Below are 19,599 nucleotides of genomic sequence, written 5' to 3'. Positions count from 1 at the left end.
ACCGCCCAAACCAGCCCAGTCCATATATAAAACCAACAGTCATAGAAAGCAAGTGACAAAATGACAGGAATTGCCATTGTCGTCGCCGTTGCAGTATTACTAGCTATCTTGGCCATTGTCGCAGGAATCTTCTTCCTAGTCTCCAGGGCATGGATCAAGGTTGCAGCAGCTGATGAAGCACTCATCGTCTCAGCCAAGAAAAAGGGCGAATCCCAAGTTATTGTCCACGGCAAAGCTGTGGTCATGCCTATTACGCAAACGCACCAAAAGATCTCTTTGCGCTCCCGCCAGGTAAATATGCAGGTCACTGCGCAAAGCGATGACAACGTTACCCTAAATGTTGAAGCTGTAGCCTTAGTAAAAATTGGCTCTGATGCTGAGTTCATTCGACGTGCAGCCCAGCGATTTGCATCTAGCGATAAAGAAATCGTTCGCTTCACCCAAGACCAACTCGAAGGTGTCCTCCGTGGCGTTGTCGCGCAGCAAACCGTAACCTCGTTAATGCGCGAACGTAAGAAATTCTCCGAACAAATCGCAGAAACCGTTATCCCTGAACTGGAAAAACAGGGTTTGATCCTCGATTCCTTCCAAATCCGTGGCATCACTGACGATGTGGGATATATTAAGTCCCTCGGCGCGCCAGAAATTCAGGCAAAGAAGCAAGCTGCTGAGATCGCTGAGACGGAAGCAGCCCGTGCTATTGCTAAGTCACGCATCGCCACTCAAGAAGCTGATCTGGTTGAGCAAACCCAACTGGATTCCAACAAAGCTGCTGCCGATGCCCGAGTCGGTGAAGCTCGCGCTCAGGCACTGCAGGCAGAACGCCTAGCCGACGAAAAGGCTCGACTGGAAGTTCTACGCCAGCAAGCAGAAAACAAACAAATTGAGCTGGAAGCAGAAGTTAATAAAGTTGCTGACGCCGAACGCTACCGCCGTAAACAACAAGTTGAAGCAGACACCTTCGAACAAACTAGGCGCGCACAGGCACAAGTAGAAATCGCCGAAGCAGAAGCCACCGCTGCCAAAGTTCGTGCCATGGCAGAAGCTGAAGCTGTGAGGTTAAAGGGTCAAGCAGAGGCAGACGCCATCAAAGCAAAAGCGGAAGCCTACCGAGAAAACCAAGAAGCACTTCTGGCTCAGCAAGCAATGGAAATCCTGCCAGAGCTCATGAGTAACTTTGCTGCAGGATACGCAAATATTGGCTCGATGACTGTGCTGTCTGGTGGCGATGGAACTGCTGATTCTATGGGTTCACGTTTTGCTGGTGAACAAGCACTGAGCTTGAAATCAATTATTGAATCCGTCAAACAGACCACCGGCATTGATCTAGCCGAAATCATTCAAGGCCGAGCAACTGGTTCTGCACTAGGTGAAGCATTAGGTGAAAAGCTAGGTGGACCTGTAGAAACCGAAAGAGAAACTGAAAACTAGCACTCGAGGCTTGTTGAAATTTTTAGCTACCTAGTGCATCTACTGAGATAGCTAAAAATGTCATCAGCCCACCTAAAATAGCAGTGTAAGTGGCATCAAAGCGTCTTGATCTTACTGACAAAACACCCAACACCTTTGAATCACAACTAAGGCGCAACAGCGACAAAAATAGCAACGATGCGCCGAGGGTAAATGTAGCCCGGCGCCAATGTTCTGTCAGCGCGAACACAGAGGCCGCGCCCACTGCAAAAATAAACACCACAATCCCGGCTCTTTGCACGGCATGAGGCAACTTCGATGGAGCTAATCCCCCATCATGAGGATTAGCCAGAAGTTGCTCTTCATTAAAACGCCGTTTGCCGGGATTAGTCATGTGTTTTACAGTCCAGCCAGCTTTTCTGCTCGCTCAACAACATTGTGCACCAAGAATGCACGAGTCAAAGGACCCACTCCACCAGGATTTGGAGACACCGCGCCGGCTACCTCCCATACGTCGGGGTGGACGTCGCCAAGCAACTTCCCGTCCTTGCGGGAGACGCCGACGTCGAGCACCGCTGCACCTGGTTTGACCATGTCCGCAGTGAGCATATGTGGCTGGCCTGCTGCTGCAATGATCACATCCGCCGCGCGAGTTTCTGCAGCCAAATCCTTGGTTCCGGTGTGGCACAAAGTGACAGTTGAGTTCTCAGAACGACGCGTTAGCATCAGACCAATGGGGCGACCAACTGTCACACCACGGCCAATGACCACGACCTTCGCACCATTTAGCTCAACGCCGAAACGACGTAACAAGCTGATCGAACCATTAGGAGTACATGGCAAAGGAGCTGGCTCATTGAGCACCAATTTGCCTAAGTTCACAGGGTGCAGGCCATCGGCGTCTTTTGCAGGATCAATGCGCTCAAGCACCGCATTTTCATCCAAATGCTTAGGCAAAGGAAGCTGCACAATGTAGCCAGTGCAAGCATCATCGTTGTTCAGTTCATCAATAACAGCGAAAAGCTCTTCCTGCGTGACATCAGCAGGAAGATCTTTACGAATCGAATTCACACCGATCTGCTCACAGTCACGGTGCTTCATCTTCACATACGAATGGCTCGCCGGATCATCACCAACCAACACAGTGGCAAGCCCCGGCACAATCCCTTTCTCCTTCAGCGCAGCAACACGCTGCTCAAGGTCTGCGAAGATTTCCCCGCGGTACAAGTTTCCATCAAGTTTGATTGCAGTCACGACCGCCATTATTCCACCCTTTTCCAAGGCCTTACAATCAAACACATGCCGGAACACCCACTTCATGTTATCTTTGACAACCCTGTCATCCCGCCCAACACTGGAAACGCCATCCGAATGTGCGCAGGAACAGGCGCTCACCTGCACCTTGTTGAACCTTTAGGGTTTGAACTAACTGAAAAACACCTTCGCCGAGCAGGCCTTGATTATCATGACTTAGCCGATGTCACAGTGCACCCCACCTTCGATGAAGCAATGAACGCAGTACCTGGAAGAGTGTTTGCCTTTACTACTTCCGCAACGACCCGGTTTACTGACATCAGCTTCGAATATGGCGATGCTCTACTTTTTGGCACGGAACCAACCGGGCTCCCCCAAGAACACGTGGAGCATCCCCGTATCACCACCGTGCTTCGGATCCCCATGCTTGCTGGCCGACGCTCTATGAATCTTTCCAATTCTGCTGCAGTTGCTACCTATGAAGCCTGGCGCCAACTTGGGTTTATTGGTGGGGTGTAGGTTTTTACCGATAGTTGAAATAACAGTTGTTGCAAGCGCCTTAAGTCGGATATGCAACAACAGCACTCCACAAATGGTCGGTGGAGTGCTGTTGTTTGCGCGCGGATTGCGGATTTAGTTCAACTGTTTTTGACTCAGCGCCTCAGCAAAACGTGGGACCAGATGATCTAGTGCGAAGGGAACAGAGAGCACGGAGTTGTAGGTAATCGCACCGCGTTCTTCAATCGTGGCTACGATGACCGCATCATTTTGAACAACATTTAGTGTTTCAAAAAGTGGGTTTTCTGCTGTTATATCGAGATTTTCATCATTGGAAAGAACTAGCAAAAGGTCGCCCTCTACGTCCGCAACGCTTTCAGCTGGTACATCGACGAAGAAGCTGTCTCCTGTGTCTCGTGAAAGAATTGCCTCTGGCAGGGTGATGCCTAATGATTCTAGGAATTGACCCCTGGCATCACCTGGTAGGTATGCACCGTATTTTCCTTGGTAAGGCAAAATAACGGTTCCTGTTTTGCCTGCAAATGAGGGATTTTCTTCACGTGCAGCTTCGATCAGGGCATTGGTTTCTTCGTTGAGCTCGCGACCTTTTTCTGCTTGTCCCATCGCTGTGGCGACAATATTTGTGGCTTCTTCCCTATCCACTGCATAGGCAGCTGTTCCGGAAGGGCGAGCAACCACTGGCGCAATATCTGATAATTGTTCATAGACTACGTCGTCAAAACCTGCACTCACACCAATGATTAGGTCTGGTTCTAGAGCCGCTACCTGCTCAAGGTCCGGGGTGGAGTCAGAATCAATGAGGGTTAATTCTTGGTCGCCAACTAGATCATCAGTCCAGGGGCCTAGTCCGTTTTCAAAGAAAGTGTATCCCGTGTTCCCCACTGGGACGGTTCCTAGTGCAAGAACAATATCTGCGTCTGTAACACCAAGTGTGACAACTCTCTCAGGTGCACTTTCTATAGTGGTTGTTCCAAATTCATGTTCAATCGAGACAGGGAACGCTGCGTTTTCGGCGGATGTTGAATTTGTATCAGCTTCATCAGCAGTACTGGTGCATCCAGCTAGAAGGGCTACGACTGCAACACCGATGATGCTGGGGCGCAGAAATCTGGACAAGCGAGAGTGCATTGTGCATCTCCATTCCTAGAACTGGTCAGGTTAACCTAACCTATTATCCATATTTTCAGCTGTTTTTAAAGATCTGATTAAGCTTTCAAAGAATTAGCTTTCAGACTCTCCTAAATAGAACCATCTGTGCAGCTCATATAGCACTTCTTCGAATTTAGGGGCAGGACCTTCCACGGTGATATTGGGGCTAATTTCTTCAGCAGAAAGAGGATTCAGTGGTCCATTTGTGGCACCCCACTGGGCATACCAGTTCGATACTTGATCTCCGGTGGTAGCGCAGTAAATTTTGCCTAAGCCTGCCCAAGCATGAGCACCCGCACACATTGCGCAGTGTTCCGTTGAGGTGTACACGGTGCACGCCGCTCGTTCTTCCTCGCTGTAGTTTTCAATCGCATATTTGGCAATAGCAAACTCAGGGTGTTTAGTAAGATCCCCATCTGCGTCTCGGTTGTGGTCTTCAAAAACAACCGCACCATGGGGATCGACAAGCAAGGATCCATAAGGGCTGTTTCCTTGCTTCAATGCTTGCGTGGCAAGTTCTACTGTACGATGCAGCAGGTCTAAATCATCTTCAGTCATTTATGCACTCAGGCCTCGCATCAGTGCTGGCAACGCTCGGGCTGCTGTGGACATCCAGGTGAAATCAGCGATTCGGCTTAGTTCTGTGCGTTGTGGCGAGATTTCTACGATGGGCACGCCACGTTGTTGGGCAAGTTGTGGGAGTGCTGCTGCTGGATGCACGATGCCGGAGGTGCCCACGATGATCATCAGGTCAGCTTCCGCGATGCGTTGTTCTGCGATATCCCACTCGTCCATCGGTAAGTTTTCACCGAACCACACTACTCCTGGCCGGATCAGCCCACCGCACTCCTTGCATTGTGGCGGGGCAAGACGCTCGATTGGCTCTACTGGATAGTTTTTGTCATCTTCCCACGGTGTTGCACAGTCGGTGCACCGGTATTCAAAAAGGCTGCCATGAAGATGCGTGACATCACTAGAGCCGGCACGCTCATGTAAATTGTCAATATTTTGAGTGGTCACGTGAACATGATCAACGGTGTCACTTCCCTCCCAATAGGCAATAGCGCGGTGCCCTGCATTGGGTTCCGCCCGTGTCGCTACCCCGGCGCGCCACCTGTACCAAGCCCACATGGGCTCTGGATCTTTCAACCAGGCATCAATGCTGGCCATGGCTTGCGGATCAACTTTGCTCCACACCCCGGTTTTGTCATCGCGATACGTTTCTAATCCAGAATCGGCGCTCATTCCAGCGCCGGTAAATACTTCTATGTTCCGGGCTTCGCGGGCTAATTCGACTGCATGCTCAATGGACTTTTCCAGCTGACGTTCGCTCATAGTTCAAAACTAGCCCGATTTGAGGTGAAATGGCAGGATTTCGCTCAAGTTGTGTAAATCAAGCACCCGTTCGAATAAATGTCCACCCTTTAGTTTATTCTTAAGGCCACTCTTATTTTGTTTTCTTGTTTGTGAAAGTAGTTGATGCACAAGTGGTTATGGGGCCAACCCACGCTATGAGCGGCGCAGCCGTTGGGCTCGCTGTTGCTCAAATTCTCCCCGAGGAGTGGGGTGGGGTTAACACCGCCACGGAGGCCTTCCTTTATGCGGGGCTAGCTGCGGGTGCCGCGTTGCTTCCAGATTTGGATTCCCCTTCGGCTACGGTTTCTCGTTCCTTCGGCCCTATTACGCAGGTGATTTCTCGTTTTACAGAAAACACGTGTCAGATGTTTGTCAACGTCACTCGGGGTCGTAAAGATAAGCACTGCAATAATGGGCACCGCACGTTGACTCATACTGTGTGGAGTGCGGTTGCTACAGGTGCTGGTGCGGCGGCATTAATTGGTGCATACGGAAAACCTGCCGTGATTGGGTTGCTGTTTTTCTTCCTTGGTCTTGCTATCCGTGGTCTTATGCCGGAGTGGTCTAAGAAAGCTGATTGGCTTTTGGTTACTGGAGCTTCTGCTGCGTTGGCTGTGGGAGTTTGGAATTATGCTCCCGAAAGTTCATTCGGCATTGTCTTAGGATCTGCCATTACCGTTGGGTGTCTTACGCATTTGGCTGGCGATATGGCCACTAAGGCAGGTATTCCAGCGTTTGCCCCAGTGATACCGCTGAAGGGGAAACGCTGGTGGAACCTTAAATTGCCTAAGTTTTTAAGTATTCGCGCCAATGGTCCTGCAGATAAATTTTTGTTGTTCGCTTTCTCAGTGGCGGTGATTATTCAAATTGGGTTGGTGTCTTCGGGAAATATGAGCACCATCATGATGGATCTGCTTAGTCCTGCACTGTAATTAATGGCAATTGTGTTTCTGCAAGTGGGAAGCTGGTGTTGGTCTCTTCCACAACGATGTGCACCATGCCAGCTAGAGGGCCAGAATTCACAGTAATGCGAGATCCCGGCGCGACATTGTATTGGGCTAAGTATCGCAACAGTTCAGGATCGATGTCTTGCACTCGGGAGATTGTCACCGTCTCTCCTGCTTTAATTGCTGCGAGTGTGGTTCGAGGGACTTCTTCGATCACACCTTCGGCGTTTGGAATCGGGTCACCGTGCGGGTCTTTGCGGGGTCTGCCTAGGTGCGCATCGATGCGTTCGATGAGTTTGTCTGAAGCTGCATGTTCTAAAAGATCCGCATCGGCGTGCACTTCATCCCAGGTGTAGCCCAAAACATCGTGGAGGAACGTTTCCAGCAAGCGGTGGCGTCGCACCATATCGATGGCCAGGGTTTTGCCTTTTTCTGTAAGCGTGACGCCAGCATATTTTTCGTGGTTAACCAGTCCGCGTGCCGCTAGTTTTTTGATTGCTTCAGAGGCAGTGGGAGTTTTCTGGTTCATCTTTTCGGCGATGTCGCCGAGTGCTGCTGGTTTATCATCAAGAAGTTCGGTGATGTCCCAGATTGTCTTCAGGTAGTCCTGGGACCTATCGGGAAGATCTGAGATGTGCATGCCTACACCTTAGTCGAGGCTGATTTGTCCCAGCGGGGTGGATTCTAATGCTGGTAATTGTCGACGGCGCAAAATATCTAAGAGCTCTTTGCCATCCTCGGCTCGAAGGTCAGATGCGGACATGGATACCGGCCCTTGCACCAAGTTGAATACCACGGTTGATAGTCCCATCAGTCGTTGGAGTGGCCCGTGACTTAAGGTGAGTTCTTGGATGTGTGAGGTTTCAATAACTGACATGCGTGGGATGAACCGGCCTTCATGAACAATCACTGCATGTGGTTGTTCACCGATAAGTGTCACTCCCTGCCGGGTGAGATCGATTGGTGTCAACATCCGCGCAGAAGCTGGTGGTGTGTATTGAGGTCTGCTTATATGCGCCGGATCTGCAGATTCTGCAATGTCCGTGCTATCTAGTGGACCTACTGCTTCTAGAACTTTAAGCGCTAGTTCTTTGGACCCTACCGGCAATATTTTTGAAGTTCCGCCTCCAGTGGTGGCACCGTAGCCAACAACTGTGACAGTTACCGTCCACCAGCCAACAAAACGCCACAGCAAGGGTTGTTCGAGGTGTACTGCATGGATTCGTTCCAAAGGAATTGATTGCTTTCGACGATTAGCCAGCCCATAACTGACGTCTAAAATATCGCCACGAAGGTGGGCGTTAAACTGCCACGATCGATCAATAAGGCGCCACAAAGCTGGAACCATACCGGCTAAAAATGGCACGGCAACACTTACTCCAAAAGGAATGAAGAATAATAAGATCACGCCGATGATGGTGATGATGCTGGTCAATGTCAGCGCTGTGCTGGCAAGGGTTCGCTTAATAGGAATGGTTGGAACAAGTACCTCGCCAGAAACCCCAAGCACCTCGTCAGAAACCCCCGCATCTTCTTCAGCCTCCCTGGAGGCGTCTCGTGGTGAGTGGTGGGAGGCGTCGATAAGCTCCTTTTTTAAGGCCTCGGCCTCGCTTTTTCTTAAAAACCCAATGTTGATGGCGGAGTTGCTGCCACCGGCGGTTTCCACGCGCACTTCGGCAAGGCGGAAGACTCGCGCGATGAATGATTCCACCAGGTCAACGGCTTGAATGCGATCAAAACGTGCGGTACGAAGGTCTTTGCTGATCACACCGCGTTTTAATTGCACTTCTTCATCGGTGATGCGAAAACCGACTGCTTTCCACCAAATTCCGGTGATTCCCCAGATCAAAGCCACAACTACCACCGTGCCGACGAGGGTAAGCAGGATCGGGATTAGCGCGTATCCGTATTCGCCTGTGGCTGCACCCCAGATAAATGTGAACACTGAGGCGCCGGAATTAAACGCAAAAGCTGCGATCATGGCAACCAGTAATGTCCAAATGCGTAAAAATGGTGTGGCGCGGTGGACTCGGCGGAATTCTTCTGAAGTTTTCACAGCCCGCTCATCCTCTCACGCGCCTTTTCCGCCAGTCGCCCGCGCAAGGCATCAGCTTCAGCAGCAGGTAGACCTGCAATCGTGGAATCCGAGGTGGCAGAGGCGGTATGCAGATGCACCTTTTTCATGCCGAAATAACGATCAAGCGGGCCTGCGGTGACATCAACAAATTGGATGCGCCCATAAGGCACCACGGTGAACGTATGCCACAGCTTTCCCTTGGTTATCAGCAGCTCATCGGTGGTTTCTAGCCACCCGAGACGTTTAACTTGTTGCGGAATAAGCCACAATTGCCAAATTAAAATAGCGACAAACACGGCCGTTCCGATATACAACCACGAAAACACAAAAAATCCGAGCACACCAAACACAATCGCGAACACCAGCAGCCAGGGAATTCGGGTGAGATACCTGGACATGGTCAGTTTTGGCGAGACAGGATTCATGCCCTCATGTGGTTCTGGGGTTAGGCCGTGCTTATATGTCATGGGCTCCACTTTGCCAAACTATCGAAAATCACGGGAACCTCGGCTGAGAAACTCCCCCATATCCAAAGGTTCTAGGCGGTCAGCAACAATCGTGACTACCCCTTGGGCGTTTTGCACAATCCCTCTAATAATCAACGCTTTAGCATTTCTGGCGAGGACTCGCTGCCGCTCCCACAAACCCACCGACACCATCACATTCATCAATCCGGTCTCATCTTCCATCCCTAAAAACGTCAGTCCTGAAGCAGTTTGCGGACGCTGACGGTGCGTGACAATCCCCGCGACCCGCAGCCTGGTGCCGTCTTCTACCTCACGCAACTGCTCCGCAGTGACAATTCCTAACGCATCCATCCGTTGCCGGATCAACGCCATCGGCTGATAATCCGCGGTCACACCCGTGGCGGAAATATTGGTCGCCATCAGCTCAAACGCACTCATCCCCGGCAACGCCGGTGATTCGATCGCCGATAGCCCAGGTAGCATGCCACGCTTCTCCGTCGCCGCTACCCCGGCCTGCCATAATGCTTCTCGACGCCCGACCCCCAAACAATCCAACGCCCCAGCTCGGGCCAAGGCCTCAACCTGCGTCACATTCAGATCTGCCCTACGGGATAAATCTGGAATCGATTCAAAGGGAGCGTTATCTTCTATTCGTTGAGCTGCATCTTTGCCTAGACCTTTGACAAGATTAAGCCCCAACCGAATAGCGCCGTGTGGGGCGTCAGCTTCCACACCGGAATCATTCACGGTAATCGGCAGGATTTTTACCCCATGTCTTCTGGCATCACTGATGAGAGATTGCGGAGAGTAGAACCCCATCGGTTGCGCTCTTAACAACCCCACGCAAAATTCTGCTGGGTAATGATATTTAAACCACGCGGAAAAATACACCAAGGAGGCAAAAGACTGAGAATGCGATTCAGGGAACCCATAGGCAGCAAAGGCAACAATTTTGTTCCACAGTTTTTCTGCAGTGTCACCAACAATCCCATTGGTATCTTTTAAGCCTTGGAAAAACCTTGACCGCAATGCTGCCATGCGTTCTGGTGAGCGCTTGGACCCCATGGCTCTGCGTAAAGAATCCGCTTCCCCACCGCTGAAACCTGCGGCATCAACAGCGATCTGCATGAGCTGTTCCTGAAACAACGGAATGCCTAAAGTTTTGCCTAAAGATTTCTCCAACACCGGATGGTCATACGTTACTTTTTCCTCACCCGAGCGTCGCCGCAAATACGGGTGCACTGATCCACCTTGAATAGGCCCCGGACGAATCAAAGCTACTTCTACCACCAGATCAAAAAAGGTCCGCGGTTTTAATCTCGGCAGTGTGGAAAGCTGCGCGCGTGATTCCACCTGAAACACGCCCACGGCATCCGCTTTGCAAAGCATGTCATAGACTTCTGGTTCCGCCAGGTCCAATTCCCATAAATTCACCTTTTTATGGCTGTGTTGTTCCACCAAATCCATCATGTGGTGAATGGCTTCCAACATGCCCAAACCTAGAAGATCAAATTTAACGAGCCCCGCTGTAGCGCAATCATCTTTATCCCATTGCACCACTGAGCGATTATCCATTCTCGCCCATTCCATTGGCACGACATCAGCGATGGGACGATCACAAATCACCATGCCACCTGAGTGAATGCCCAAGTGTCGGGGTTGTCCTTTGAATTGTGCGGCCAATTCCAGCACGTCATCAGGGGGTTCAGAAGTTCCTTTTACCCAGGCATCGGCAGCACCTTGCGGGTAGCCCAATGCACGAGCAGCATCACGCATAGCCCCTTTAGTCCGGTAGGTAATAACATTGGCTACTTGAGCAGCATTATCCCTGCCATATTTTTGATAGACGTATTGGATTACTTCCTCTCTCCGCCCGGATTCAATATCAATGTCAATATCTGGCGGGCCATCTCTATCTGGCGATAGGAACCTTTCAAACAGCAATCCAGCTGAAATGGGCTCGGCGTTAGTTATACCCAACACGAAACACACTGCTGAGTTCGCGGCCGATCCTCTGCCCTGGCACAAAATATTAGATCGGCGACAAAATTCCACCAGATCGAAAACAATGAGGAAATAGCCTGGGAAACCCAGTTGCTCAATAACTCCTAATTCATAGTCAATTTGTTGGGAGGCCTTTGCTTTGATCGTGTCCGAGCGCCCGGTGTATCTCTGGTTTGTTCGCGTGGCTACCAAATGGGCAAGCCAGGACATCTCAGTGTGCCCTTCTGGGGTATCCCACTTAGGCAAATTGGGTGCAACAAGATCTAAAGTAAAAGCACATTCTGCAGCTAAATCAACAGTTGTCTCTATCAAATCAGCGTATTCCGGGTGTGCTTTTAATAACGTCTCACCGCTGCGCAGCCAGGATGCTCCCATGGGATGCAATTCACTTTCAGCGTCCGCTAAAGACATTTTCCGCGCTAACGCATGCTTGGCTCCGGCAAGACGTGCACCATCCCGAGCAGCTGATGCTGGGTTGGTACTCAAGATTCCTCGAAGTTGGTATTTTGCTTGTATTCTTCTGAGATATTCATTGCGATCTGCATCTTCCGGCATCATGGTGGAGCCAAATTCCAGCACGATATTTTCCCGTTTAAAGCATTCGATCAAATAATCGATTTGATCCATCCATGCAAAACCTGCAAGCACCACCCAATCCCCAGCAGCATGTGCAGCAACCATGGGCAGCGCAGGATAACGCACCTCCCCCTTTTCCCCTGTTACCATTTTCGCATCACTAATTAAATGGCTGAGTTTTTTATAACCTTCGGGGTTTTTACACAGCACGGTTAATACACCTTCTTGCAGGCTCAGCTCCGCACCATAAACAGTATGCATGCCTATTTCTGCGGCAGCCTCAGCAAATCTGACTGCACCATAAAAACCATCTCTATCCATGAGAGATAGCGCAACATGACCTAGCTTTTTTGCGCGTGAAACCACATCACGCGGATCCGAAGCGCCGTGCAAAAAGCTATAACTACTGGCTACATGAAGCTCGGCAAACAAAACACCTGAGCCCGCACCTTCCGCGCCTGCTTGAACGCCCAGATCCGGCTCATGCAACACCGGACGAAGCGGTTCCACCTTTTGACCCGAGAGAATTCTTTCCAATTTCGACCACGACAATGGCTTCCCATTGAAGCTGCCCCCACCATTCCATTCCATAGTGATAGAATACAGTTTTAGAACAAGTTTTCCAATAGATTTTAACCGTTTTTCATTGGCGCAAATAGACCAAGCTGTACAGAAGTCGGTCTAGGGTGCTAACCTCCTAAATACTTAAGTGAAAATTCACGCACCAGCTCGAACAAGGACGTATCTAAAGATGAAACTTCATCGCATCACTACCACTGCCATCGCCGGCCTCTTCGCGGCAACAGCACTTGTTGCCTGTGGCTCTGACTCTGACGGAAGCAGCACCACCGTTGCCGATGGCACCGACGGCGTCACCATTCGCATCGGCACCACCGACGCAGCGAAGGAAGCCTGGACCGTATTTGAAGAAAAGGCAGCAGATGAGGGCATCACCCTGGACATCGTTCCTTTCTCCGACTACTCCACCCCAAATGAAGCTCTTGCTCAGGACCAGCTAGACGTTAACCTCTTCCAGCACCTGAAGTTCCTGGCTGAGTACAACGTTGGTTCCGGTGCAGAACTCACCCCAGTTGGCTCCAGTGAAATCGTGCCTTTGGCACTGTTCTGGAAGGACCATGACTCCATCGACGGCATCGAAGGCGAATCCGTTGCGATCCCTAACGATCCTTCCAACCAGGGCCGCGCCATCAACGTGCTTGTCCAGGCAGGTCTTGTCACCCTGAAGACCCCAGGCATGGTCACCCCAGCTCCAGTTGATATCGATGAGGCAAACTCCAAGGTTTCTGTCATCCCAGTTGACGCTGCTCAGGCCCCAACCGCATACCAAGAAGGCCGCCCTGCCATCATCAACAACTCCTTCCTTGACCGCGCAGGTATTGATCCAAACCTCGCAGTATTCGAAGATGACCCAGAGTCTGAAGAAGCAGAGCCATACATCAACGTCTTCGTCACCAAGGCTGAAGATAAGGACGACGCAAACATCGCTCGCCTCGTAGAGCTATGGCACGACCCAGAGGTTCTAGCTGCAGTAGACCGCGATTCTGAGGGCACCTCCGTCGCAGTTGATCGTCCAGCAGCTGAGCTCCAGGAGATCCTTGACCGCCTCGAGGCAGACCAGGCAAACTCTTAAATCTTGACGCTCACCCGCTTTTTACCCATCACAGTTTAGATCTGCTGTGAACTTAACGCCCCGTTTGGAATCCTTTGACGAACACCACGTCGCGCGTATTTCCTCGGGGCGTTAAAATATTTGTCTTCCAGCTTTTGTCCCCCGACTTTTGTACGAATCGAGGACACCGTCGTGTCACACACCGCGTCCACACCGACGCCAGAAGGAAATCCCGCGCACCATCCCAGCACCCAGGGCACTCGCGTGGAGTTCCGCGGCATAACCAAAGTCTTTAGCAACAACAAGTCTGCTAAAACCACCGCATTAGATAATGTCACCCTCACCGTAGAACCTGGTGAAGTCATTGGCATCATCGGTTATTCTGGCGCCGGAAAATCCACTCTTGTCCGCCTCATCAACGGGCTTGACTCCCCTACCAGCGGATCGCTGCTGCTCAACGGCACCGATATCGTTGGCATGTCGGAGTCTAAGCTGCGTAAACTGCGCAGTAATATCGGCATGATTTTCCAGCAGTTCAACCTTTTCCAATCGCGCACCGCCGCTGGAAACGTGGAATACCCGCTGGAAGTTGCCAAGATGGATAAGGCAGCCCGCAAGGCGCGCGTGCAGGAAATGCTCGAGTTCGTCGGCCTGGGCGACAAAGGCAAAAATTACCCCGAGCAGCTCTCGGGCGGCCAGAAGCAGCGAGTCGGCATCGCCCGTGCACTGGCCACCAATCCAACGCTTTTGCTTGCCGACGAAGCCACCTCCGCTTTGGATCCCGAAACCACGCATGAAGTTTTGGAATTGCTGCGCAAAGTAAACCGTGAACTTGGCATCACCATCGTTGTGATCACCCACGAAATGGAAGTCGTTCGTTCCATCGCAGACAAAGTCGCAGTGATGGAATCCGGCAAAGTTGTGGAATTCGGCAGCGTCTATGAGGTGTTCTCTAACCCACAGACACAAGTTGCACAGCGATTTGTTGCAACCGCACTGCGCAACACCCCAGACCAGGTGGAATCAGAAGACCTGCTCAGCCATGAGGGACGACTTTTTACCATCGACCTCACGGAGACCTCCGGCTTCTTCGCAGCTACTGCACGCGCTGCCGAGAAGGGGGCATTTGTCAATATTGTCCACGGTGGCGTTACCACCTTGCAGCGTCAATCATTCGGCAAGATGACCGTCCGCCTCACCGGTGACCCGCTAGCAATTGAAGAGTTCTTCCACTCACTGTCCCTGACCACCACCATCAAGGAGATCACCCGATGAACGAGATGATTCTCGCCGCTGACTGGGATCGCCTCGGCCCAACATTCCAAACGGCAATCATTGACACCCTCTTAATGGTTGCCATCACCATGGTGGTGTCAGGCTTACTGGGTCTGATTGTCGGTTTGTTGCTCTACACCACCCGCTCCGGTGGCATTTTGAAAAACAAGCCGATCTACACCATTTTGAATGTGCTGGTGAACTTTGTTCGCCCCATCCCCTTCATCATTTTGATCGCAGCGATCAAACCTCTCACGGTCTCAGTGATGGGCACATCCATTGGTCGCGATGCCGGTATCTTTGTCATGGTCGTTGCAGCAACATTTTCTGTAGCCCGCATCGTGGAACAAAACTTAGTCTCCATTGATCCAGGAGTTATCGAAGCTGCCCGCTCAATGGGTGCATCCCCCATGAGGATCATCCGCACAGTGATCATTCCAGAAGCGCTTGGCCCATTAGTCCTTGGCTACACCTTCCTGTTCATCGCAATCGTTGATATGTCTGCGATGGTCGGTTACATCGGCGGTGGTGGTCTTGGTGACTTCGCTATCGTCTACGGTTACCGCGCCTTCGACAATGAAGTTATGTACGTTGCCGTTCTGGTTATCGTCATCATCGTCCAAGCCGCCCAGCTCCTGGGTAACTGGCTATCCAAGAAGATCATGCGCCGCTAAATTCGCAGGCCTAAAACCCGCAGTGTCTACTGGGATGTAGACACTGCGGGTTTTCAGGTTAAGGGACATTTTGTGTGTTTCCCCACCGACACCCGGCTGCACAAGCAACAACTATTTTTCCCTGCGTACATAAGACCACAAGATATTGGCAAAAGGTGGCCAAAATCAAGAAATCTTGTGGTCTTATGTACATCGGTCCTCAAAGTCGACCTCAACTTGAACCCACACACTGCTGCGCACATATAGTGTGGACTCGTTAGTTCCCACACAGATAAGCCAAAAGGAATGCTCTTGACCGCTGCCACAGATAATGCCCCACCAGTGCTCTTAGCTCAGGATCTAACAATGATCTACGGGAAAGGCTCAACAGAAGTTCGGGCTCTTGATGGCATTTCTTTGCAGGTTTCATCTGGTAAATGGACGTCTATCATGGGCCAATCGGGCTCTGGTAAAACAACCTTGTTGCAGTGCTTGTCTGGTTTGGCGCAGCCAACGTCTGGAACGGTGACGCTTAGTAAAGACAACATCACGTTGAGTTCGCTTTCTGAAAATAAACGCGCAAAGCTGCGTCGCACGCACATCAGCATGGTGTTTCAGGATTTCAACTTGGTGCCCATTTTGTCGGTGAAGGACAATATTTTGTTGCCGCTGCGGCTTGCGCATAACAAGGTGGATAAGCAGTGGTTTGAACACATCACCAGCGTTTTGAAGATTGATAATCGTTTGCGTCATTTACCTGGTGAGTTATCGGGTGGTCAACAACAGCGGGCAGCGATCGCTAGAGCGTTGATTTCACGGCCGGATATTGTCATTGCGGATGAGCCGACGGGAAGTTTGGATTCTGTCACCAGTAACGCGGTGTTGGATTTGTTTCGCAGCATTGTTGATGATTTCGGACAGTCGCTTGTGTTTGTCACTCACGATAAAGATGCAGCGCATCGTGGTGATGTGTTGGTGACGATGCGTGATGGCAAGATCATCGGACATGAGGATTTGCGGGTGAATCGTTAATGTTCAGGCTTGCTTTTGCTCAACTTCGACGTCGGGGTGGGCGCTATTTTTCGTTGTTTTTTGCAATTTTCGCTTCGGTTGCGTTGACGGTTAGTGCCACTGCGTTGACAAATTCTTTGGTGTCTAGTGTCAATGATCTTTTTGCTAAGCCATATGAAAACGCTGATCTTGTAGTTACAGTATCGGCAAAAAATGAAGACGTCTTTGCTGACTTTGAACAACAACTAGCTGCGACACCAGGCGTTGAAGCCCTTGCTTTTGACCAGAACTTTGCAGCTTCGGTAAAGCAATCTGATGGAATTTATGCCAGCACTTCGGTGCAGTCGATTTCAGAAGGTCCCTTGCAGTGGCGGCCGATCATTGAAGGTCGATTGCCTCAAGGGCCTGGTGAAATTGCGGTTACCACTGCACCTGATGCACCAGAAGTTGGTGAGCATGTGGCTGTTCGACTTTCACAAAACACTGAAGATACTGATGTCGTGGTTGTTGGTGTGGTCGAACCCGCCGCACAGGAAACTTTAGGTGGTGCGCCTGTTATTGTCGCCTCCCCTGATGCGCTTGCGCAATGGAATTCTGCTAGCGTGCGCGGTGAATTCCGCGTAGCCACAACTAACCCAACTGCTCTGGAAACAGCAAGCTTTACCGACGCTACGGTGGTGGTTGATTCGGCGGAGGGGCACGTCGATAAGCTTGCTGATTCTTATTTGGGTCAGCGGGATCGCTATTTTTTGCTGCTTGCAGCGTTTGTGGTGGTAGCTGCTGCGGTGGCGTTTTTGGTGGTGTTTTCTGCGTATTCGGTGCTCACGGGTGAGCGAGTCAGGGAGTTTGGACTGATTCGTTCAGTGGGTGCGTCGACGCCACAGATTTTGGGGTCGGTGATTTTTGAGGCTGGCCTATTAGGTGTTGTTGCTGCTGGTTTCGGTGCGCCTGCTGGATTGTTGGCGGCACGGATGTTGGCGGATAATGCGTCGCGTTTTGGGATTCGCGTGCCCATTGAGGTGATCGATCTACCCTCGACCACGATGTGGCTGATCGCCGGTGTCGGAGTGCTGATGTCTGTTGCTGCCGCGCTTCCTGCGGTGTTGAGTGTGTGTCGGAAATCGGCGGTGGCATCGCTGAGCACGCCGGCTATTTCGCGGACTTCACCGTGGATCAGCGCGCTGTGGTTGCTGCTTGGAGGCATAATCGGCGCCGCCGGGGTGTGGGCGTATGGCGCGACCGCTGATTACCGAGGTATGCGCGCGGTTGCTTTATCCATCTCCGCTTCAGGAGCTTTGGTCTGCGCATTATTGATCGCCACGGCCGTGATTGTGCCCTGGCTGTTGCAGGTTTTCTCCAGGATTTTAGGCGGCACCATCCCCACGATCCAGCTGGGATTAGCGTTTGCGGCGAAGCAGAAATCTCGCTCGGCAGCGCTGATCGCCGTGATCCTTGCCGGTTCCGCATTAAGTTCTGCGGTATTGCACGGCCAAGCGCATATCGGTTCGCATCTAGTTTCCGTGGCTAAGGGCATGGGCGGTACCGACATGATGGTCACCGCGCTTGACGGGGAAATTCCAGACGGGATGTTGGAAGAAATTTCCTCAATAGATGGCGTGCACACCGCTCTCGCACCCGCCACCACAGCAATCGAATTGGATGACTCCGGCAGCTTATCCGTGCTCATGGTTTCCGAGGAAGACGGCGCTTCCGTCATGCGTGCAGGCGATACCGGCGCACCAACCGGCGGCCTCGTATTGGGCAGAAACGCCCCTGAGAAGGACGCTTACCCCACTGGCGAGGTCTCAGACATCACCGTCGCCAACACTCCAACGCAGGCACAAATCTTCCACAGCGACAACTATTTCTCCATGATCGACCCCGCACTCGCCGCCGAGCTCGGCCCCAGCACCACGCGCAACCTGCTCATACTTCTCGACGGCCCCGCCAACCAAGCCCCCGACAACGCCACAGCGCAGGCAGTACGCAAGACCATTTCGCTTTTCGACGGACGATACTCCATCACCGAGGGCTTCTCCGCCCGCCAAAACACTTTCGAACTAGTTTCGCGTATCACCACGATGTCCACACTGCTCGCCATTGTTGCCTTAGCGATCGCCGCCGTAGGACTAATCAACACCGTGGCGCTAACCATTGCCGAACGTGCCCGCGACCGCTACCTGCTACGCACCATCGGCCTGACTTCACCTGGTCAAATCCTTGTGATGGCAATTGAAATGATCGCACTCTCCTTACCCGCCGCTATTGTTGGTGCAGTTTCGGGAGGGTTCTTAGGCAGATTCGTTGCCAGTTCCGCCACTAGTAGCACCTCTACGTCGAGCCCACTTCAAGAGGAAATTCTCGGAGGAACGATACTCGCGGTGGTGGTTGGATCCGTGCTGTGCGCGCTCATCGTAATGGCTAAAACCTGGCGTCGGGTGGTCTAATCAGAAAAGTAAAAAATCATATTCTCACTGAGACACTTTCGAAAAATCAGGACCAATTTCTTCTAGATTTCAATCGCTGCTGAACTGGTTCTCTTTCCCAAGCAGTTTTAATAGTATAAAATCCCCGCACCAATCGAATAAAAGACTGTCGAACCCCCATCAAGGCACGAGGATGCATAGAAACTTTTAAACTTTTCTGAAACCAGACAGTCTCATGCGGGCGAACAAAGAAAGAAAAATACATATCTTCATGAACAAAAGTTTTTGATAACGTTATTCTTTCTTTTACATCCTCCCACCATTGCCGACTAATAACGGAATTGGAACCAAAAATCGGATAGTGTCCTAGTGCTTGTTTCGTAGACCATCGATAGGCACCCAGATAGAGTGCAGCTAGCCACTCACCTCTACGACCAGGAATATCGAAATTGCCGGCGCCTGTTAAAGCGACTACAGTGCGACCGGGCGTCTTTTCACTGCGATTCCAAATGCAGATAACGTGGCTAAGATAATCAGGTGGAATTACACAATCTGCGTCAAAACGAACGATGAGGTCACCTCGTGCAGAATTGTATCCAGCGGCGCTGGCCCAAGTGATGCCCTTGAGTGGTTCATGAACTACTCTAGCCCCCATACGATTTGCTACTTCGACTGAGTTATCAGTGCTACCGTTATCGACGACAATCACTTCTTCAGGCTGAACAGTTTGAGCACTAATTGAGCTTAAACATTGTTCCAGAAGTACCGCATCGTTTAGACAAGGAATCACGATACTGATACTGCGGTGGATTTCGATTGTCATTGATCTGACTTTCTCCAGGTTA

Annotated in this window: 18 protein-coding genes; 8 read left to right on the top strand and 10 right to left on the bottom strand. The window is 51.3% G+C overall.

Going from position 1 to position 19,599, the window contains the following annotated elements; all coding sequences use genetic code 11:
- The first annotated feature begins 60 nt into the window (after window positions 1-60).
- Window positions 61-1,431 (top strand): SPFH domain-containing protein, encoded by a 1,371-nt coding sequence (locus N24_RS04045; protein WP_231910861.1) that lies wholly within the window; start codon window positions 61-63, stop codon window positions 1,429-1,431.
- 22 nt (window positions 1,432-1,453) lie between these two features.
- Here the strand turns inward: N24_RS04045 and N24_RS04040 are convergent, their stop codons facing one another.
- Both N24_RS04040 and N24_RS04035 read right to left on the bottom strand, forming a co-directional pair.
- A complete protein-coding gene (locus N24_RS04040; protein WP_096454557.1) occupies window positions 1,454-1,804 on the bottom strand; it encodes a DUF3017 domain-containing protein in 351 nt (116 codons plus the stop codon).
- Window positions 1,805-1,809: 5 nt separating this feature from the next.
- A complete protein-coding gene (locus N24_RS04035; protein WP_096459694.1) occupies window positions 1,810-2,664 on the bottom strand; it encodes a bifunctional methylenetetrahydrofolate dehydrogenase/methenyltetrahydrofolate cyclohydrolase in 855 nt (284 codons plus the stop codon).
- Between the two features lie 45 nt (window positions 2,665-2,709).
- Here N24_RS04035 and N24_RS04030 point away from each other — a divergent pair, with 45 nt between their 5' ends.
- On the top strand, window positions 2,710-3,183 hold the full coding sequence (locus tag N24_RS04030; protein ID WP_096454555.1) for a tRNA (cytidine(34)-2'-O)-methyltransferase: 474 nt from the start codon (window positions 2,710-2,712) through the stop codon (window positions 3,181-3,183).
- A gap of 114 nt (window positions 3,184-3,297) precedes the next feature.
- Here the strand turns inward: N24_RS04030 and N24_RS04025 are convergent, their stop codons facing one another.
- The 3 genes from N24_RS04025 to N24_RS04015 all read right to left on the bottom strand — a co-directional run bounded on the left by N24_RS04025 (window position 3,298) and on the right by N24_RS04015 (window position 5,667).
- A complete protein-coding gene (locus tag N24_RS04025) occupies window positions 3,298-4,311 on the bottom strand; it encodes an iron-siderophore ABC transporter substrate-binding protein (RefSeq protein ID WP_096454553.1) in 1,014 nt (337 codons plus the stop codon).
- 93 nt (window positions 4,312-4,404) lie between these two features.
- The gene (locus N24_RS04020) at window positions 4,405-4,890 is read right to left on the bottom strand and encodes a nucleoside deaminase (protein ID WP_096454551.1); all 486 of its coding nucleotides are present in this window, start codon (window positions 4,888-4,890) and stop codon (window positions 4,405-4,407) included.
- Entirely contained in the window at window positions 4,891-5,667 is a 777-nt protein-coding gene (locus N24_RS04015) for an SIR2 family NAD-dependent protein deacylase (RefSeq protein ID WP_096454549.1), read from the bottom strand.
- Window positions 5,668-5,825: 158 nt separating this feature from the next.
- Between N24_RS04015 and N24_RS04010 the strand changes: the two genes are divergently transcribed.
- Window positions 5,826-6,620 carry a metal-dependent hydrolase gene (locus N24_RS04010; protein WP_197702421.1) on the top strand — a complete coding sequence of 265 codons (795 nt, stop codon included), beginning with the start codon at window positions 5,826-5,828 and terminating at the stop codon, window positions 6,618-6,620.
- On the opposite strand, the gene N24_RS04005 is transcribed toward N24_RS04010, so the two are convergent.
- From N24_RS04005 to N24_RS03990, 4 genes are read right to left on the bottom strand one after another with little or no spacing between them, the layout of a single operon-like run.
- Window positions 6,604-7,275: a metal-dependent transcriptional regulator gene (locus N24_RS04005; RefSeq protein WP_096454547.1), complete on the bottom strand. Its 672-nt coding sequence runs from the start codon at window positions 7,273-7,275 to the stop codon at window positions 6,604-6,606. The two genes, N24_RS04010 and N24_RS04005, sit on opposite strands and share 17 nt — an antisense overlap.
- Before the next feature lie 9 nt (window positions 7,276-7,284).
- Entirely contained in the window at window positions 7,285-8,691 is a 1,407-nt protein-coding gene (locus N24_RS04000; RefSeq protein ID WP_096454545.1) for a PH domain-containing protein, read from the bottom strand.
- Complete coding sequence (locus N24_RS03995; protein ID WP_096459689.1) at window positions 8,688-9,137, bottom strand: PH domain-containing protein; 450 nt, start codon at window positions 9,135-9,137, stop codon at window positions 8,688-8,690. Before N24_RS03995 ends, N24_RS04000 begins: the two co-directional genes overlap by 4 nt.
- A 60-nt stretch (window positions 9,138-9,197) precedes the next feature.
- On the bottom strand, window positions 9,198-12,365 hold the full coding sequence (locus N24_RS03990) for an error-prone DNA polymerase (RefSeq protein ID WP_096454543.1): 3,168 nt from the start codon (window positions 12,363-12,365) through the stop codon (window positions 9,198-9,200).
- Between the two features lie 145 nt (window positions 12,366-12,510).
- Between N24_RS03990 and N24_RS03985 the strand changes: the two genes are divergently transcribed.
- The 5 genes from N24_RS03985 (at window position 12,511) to N24_RS03965 (ending at window position 18,775) form a co-directional block, all read left to right on the top strand.
- Window positions 12,511-13,410: a MetQ/NlpA family ABC transporter substrate-binding protein gene (locus N24_RS03985; RefSeq protein ID WP_096454541.1), complete on the top strand. Its 900-nt coding sequence runs from the start codon at window positions 12,511-12,513 to the stop codon at window positions 13,408-13,410.
- Window positions 13,411-13,653: 243 nt separating this feature from the next.
- Entirely contained in the window at window positions 13,654-14,664 is a 1,011-nt protein-coding gene (locus tag N24_RS03980; RefSeq protein WP_408607601.1) for a methionine ABC transporter ATP-binding protein, read from the top strand.
- A complete protein-coding gene (locus N24_RS03975; protein WP_053544230.1) occupies window positions 14,661-15,338 on the top strand; it encodes a methionine ABC transporter permease in 678 nt (225 codons plus the stop codon). The genes N24_RS03980 and N24_RS03975 overlap by 4 nt, the downstream gene beginning before the upstream one ends.
- A 291-nt stretch (window positions 15,339-15,629) precedes the next feature.
- Window positions 15,630-16,349: an ABC transporter ATP-binding protein gene (locus N24_RS03970; protein WP_096454537.1), complete on the top strand. Its 720-nt coding sequence runs from the start codon at window positions 15,630-15,632 to the stop codon at window positions 16,347-16,349.
- 119 nt (window positions 16,350-16,468) lie between these two features.
- Window positions 16,469-18,775 (top strand): ABC transporter permease, encoded by a 2,307-nt coding sequence (locus N24_RS03965; RefSeq protein ID WP_231910858.1) that lies wholly within the window; start codon window positions 16,469-16,471, stop codon window positions 18,773-18,775.
- Between the two features lie 46 nt (window positions 18,776-18,821).
- On the opposite strand, the gene N24_RS03960 is transcribed toward N24_RS03965, so the two are convergent.
- On the bottom strand, window positions 18,822-19,577 hold the full coding sequence (locus N24_RS03960; RefSeq protein ID WP_096454533.1) for a glycosyltransferase family 2 protein: 756 nt from the start codon (window positions 19,575-19,577) through the stop codon (window positions 18,822-18,824).
- Window positions 19,578-19,599 lie beyond the last annotated feature (22 nt).

The organism is Corynebacterium suranareeae (assembly GCF_002355155.1).
Taxonomy (GTDB): Bacteria; Actinomycetota; Actinomycetes; order Mycobacteriales; family Mycobacteriaceae; genus Corynebacterium; species Corynebacterium suranareeae.
This window is presented reverse-complemented; position numbering and strand designations above follow the sequence as displayed.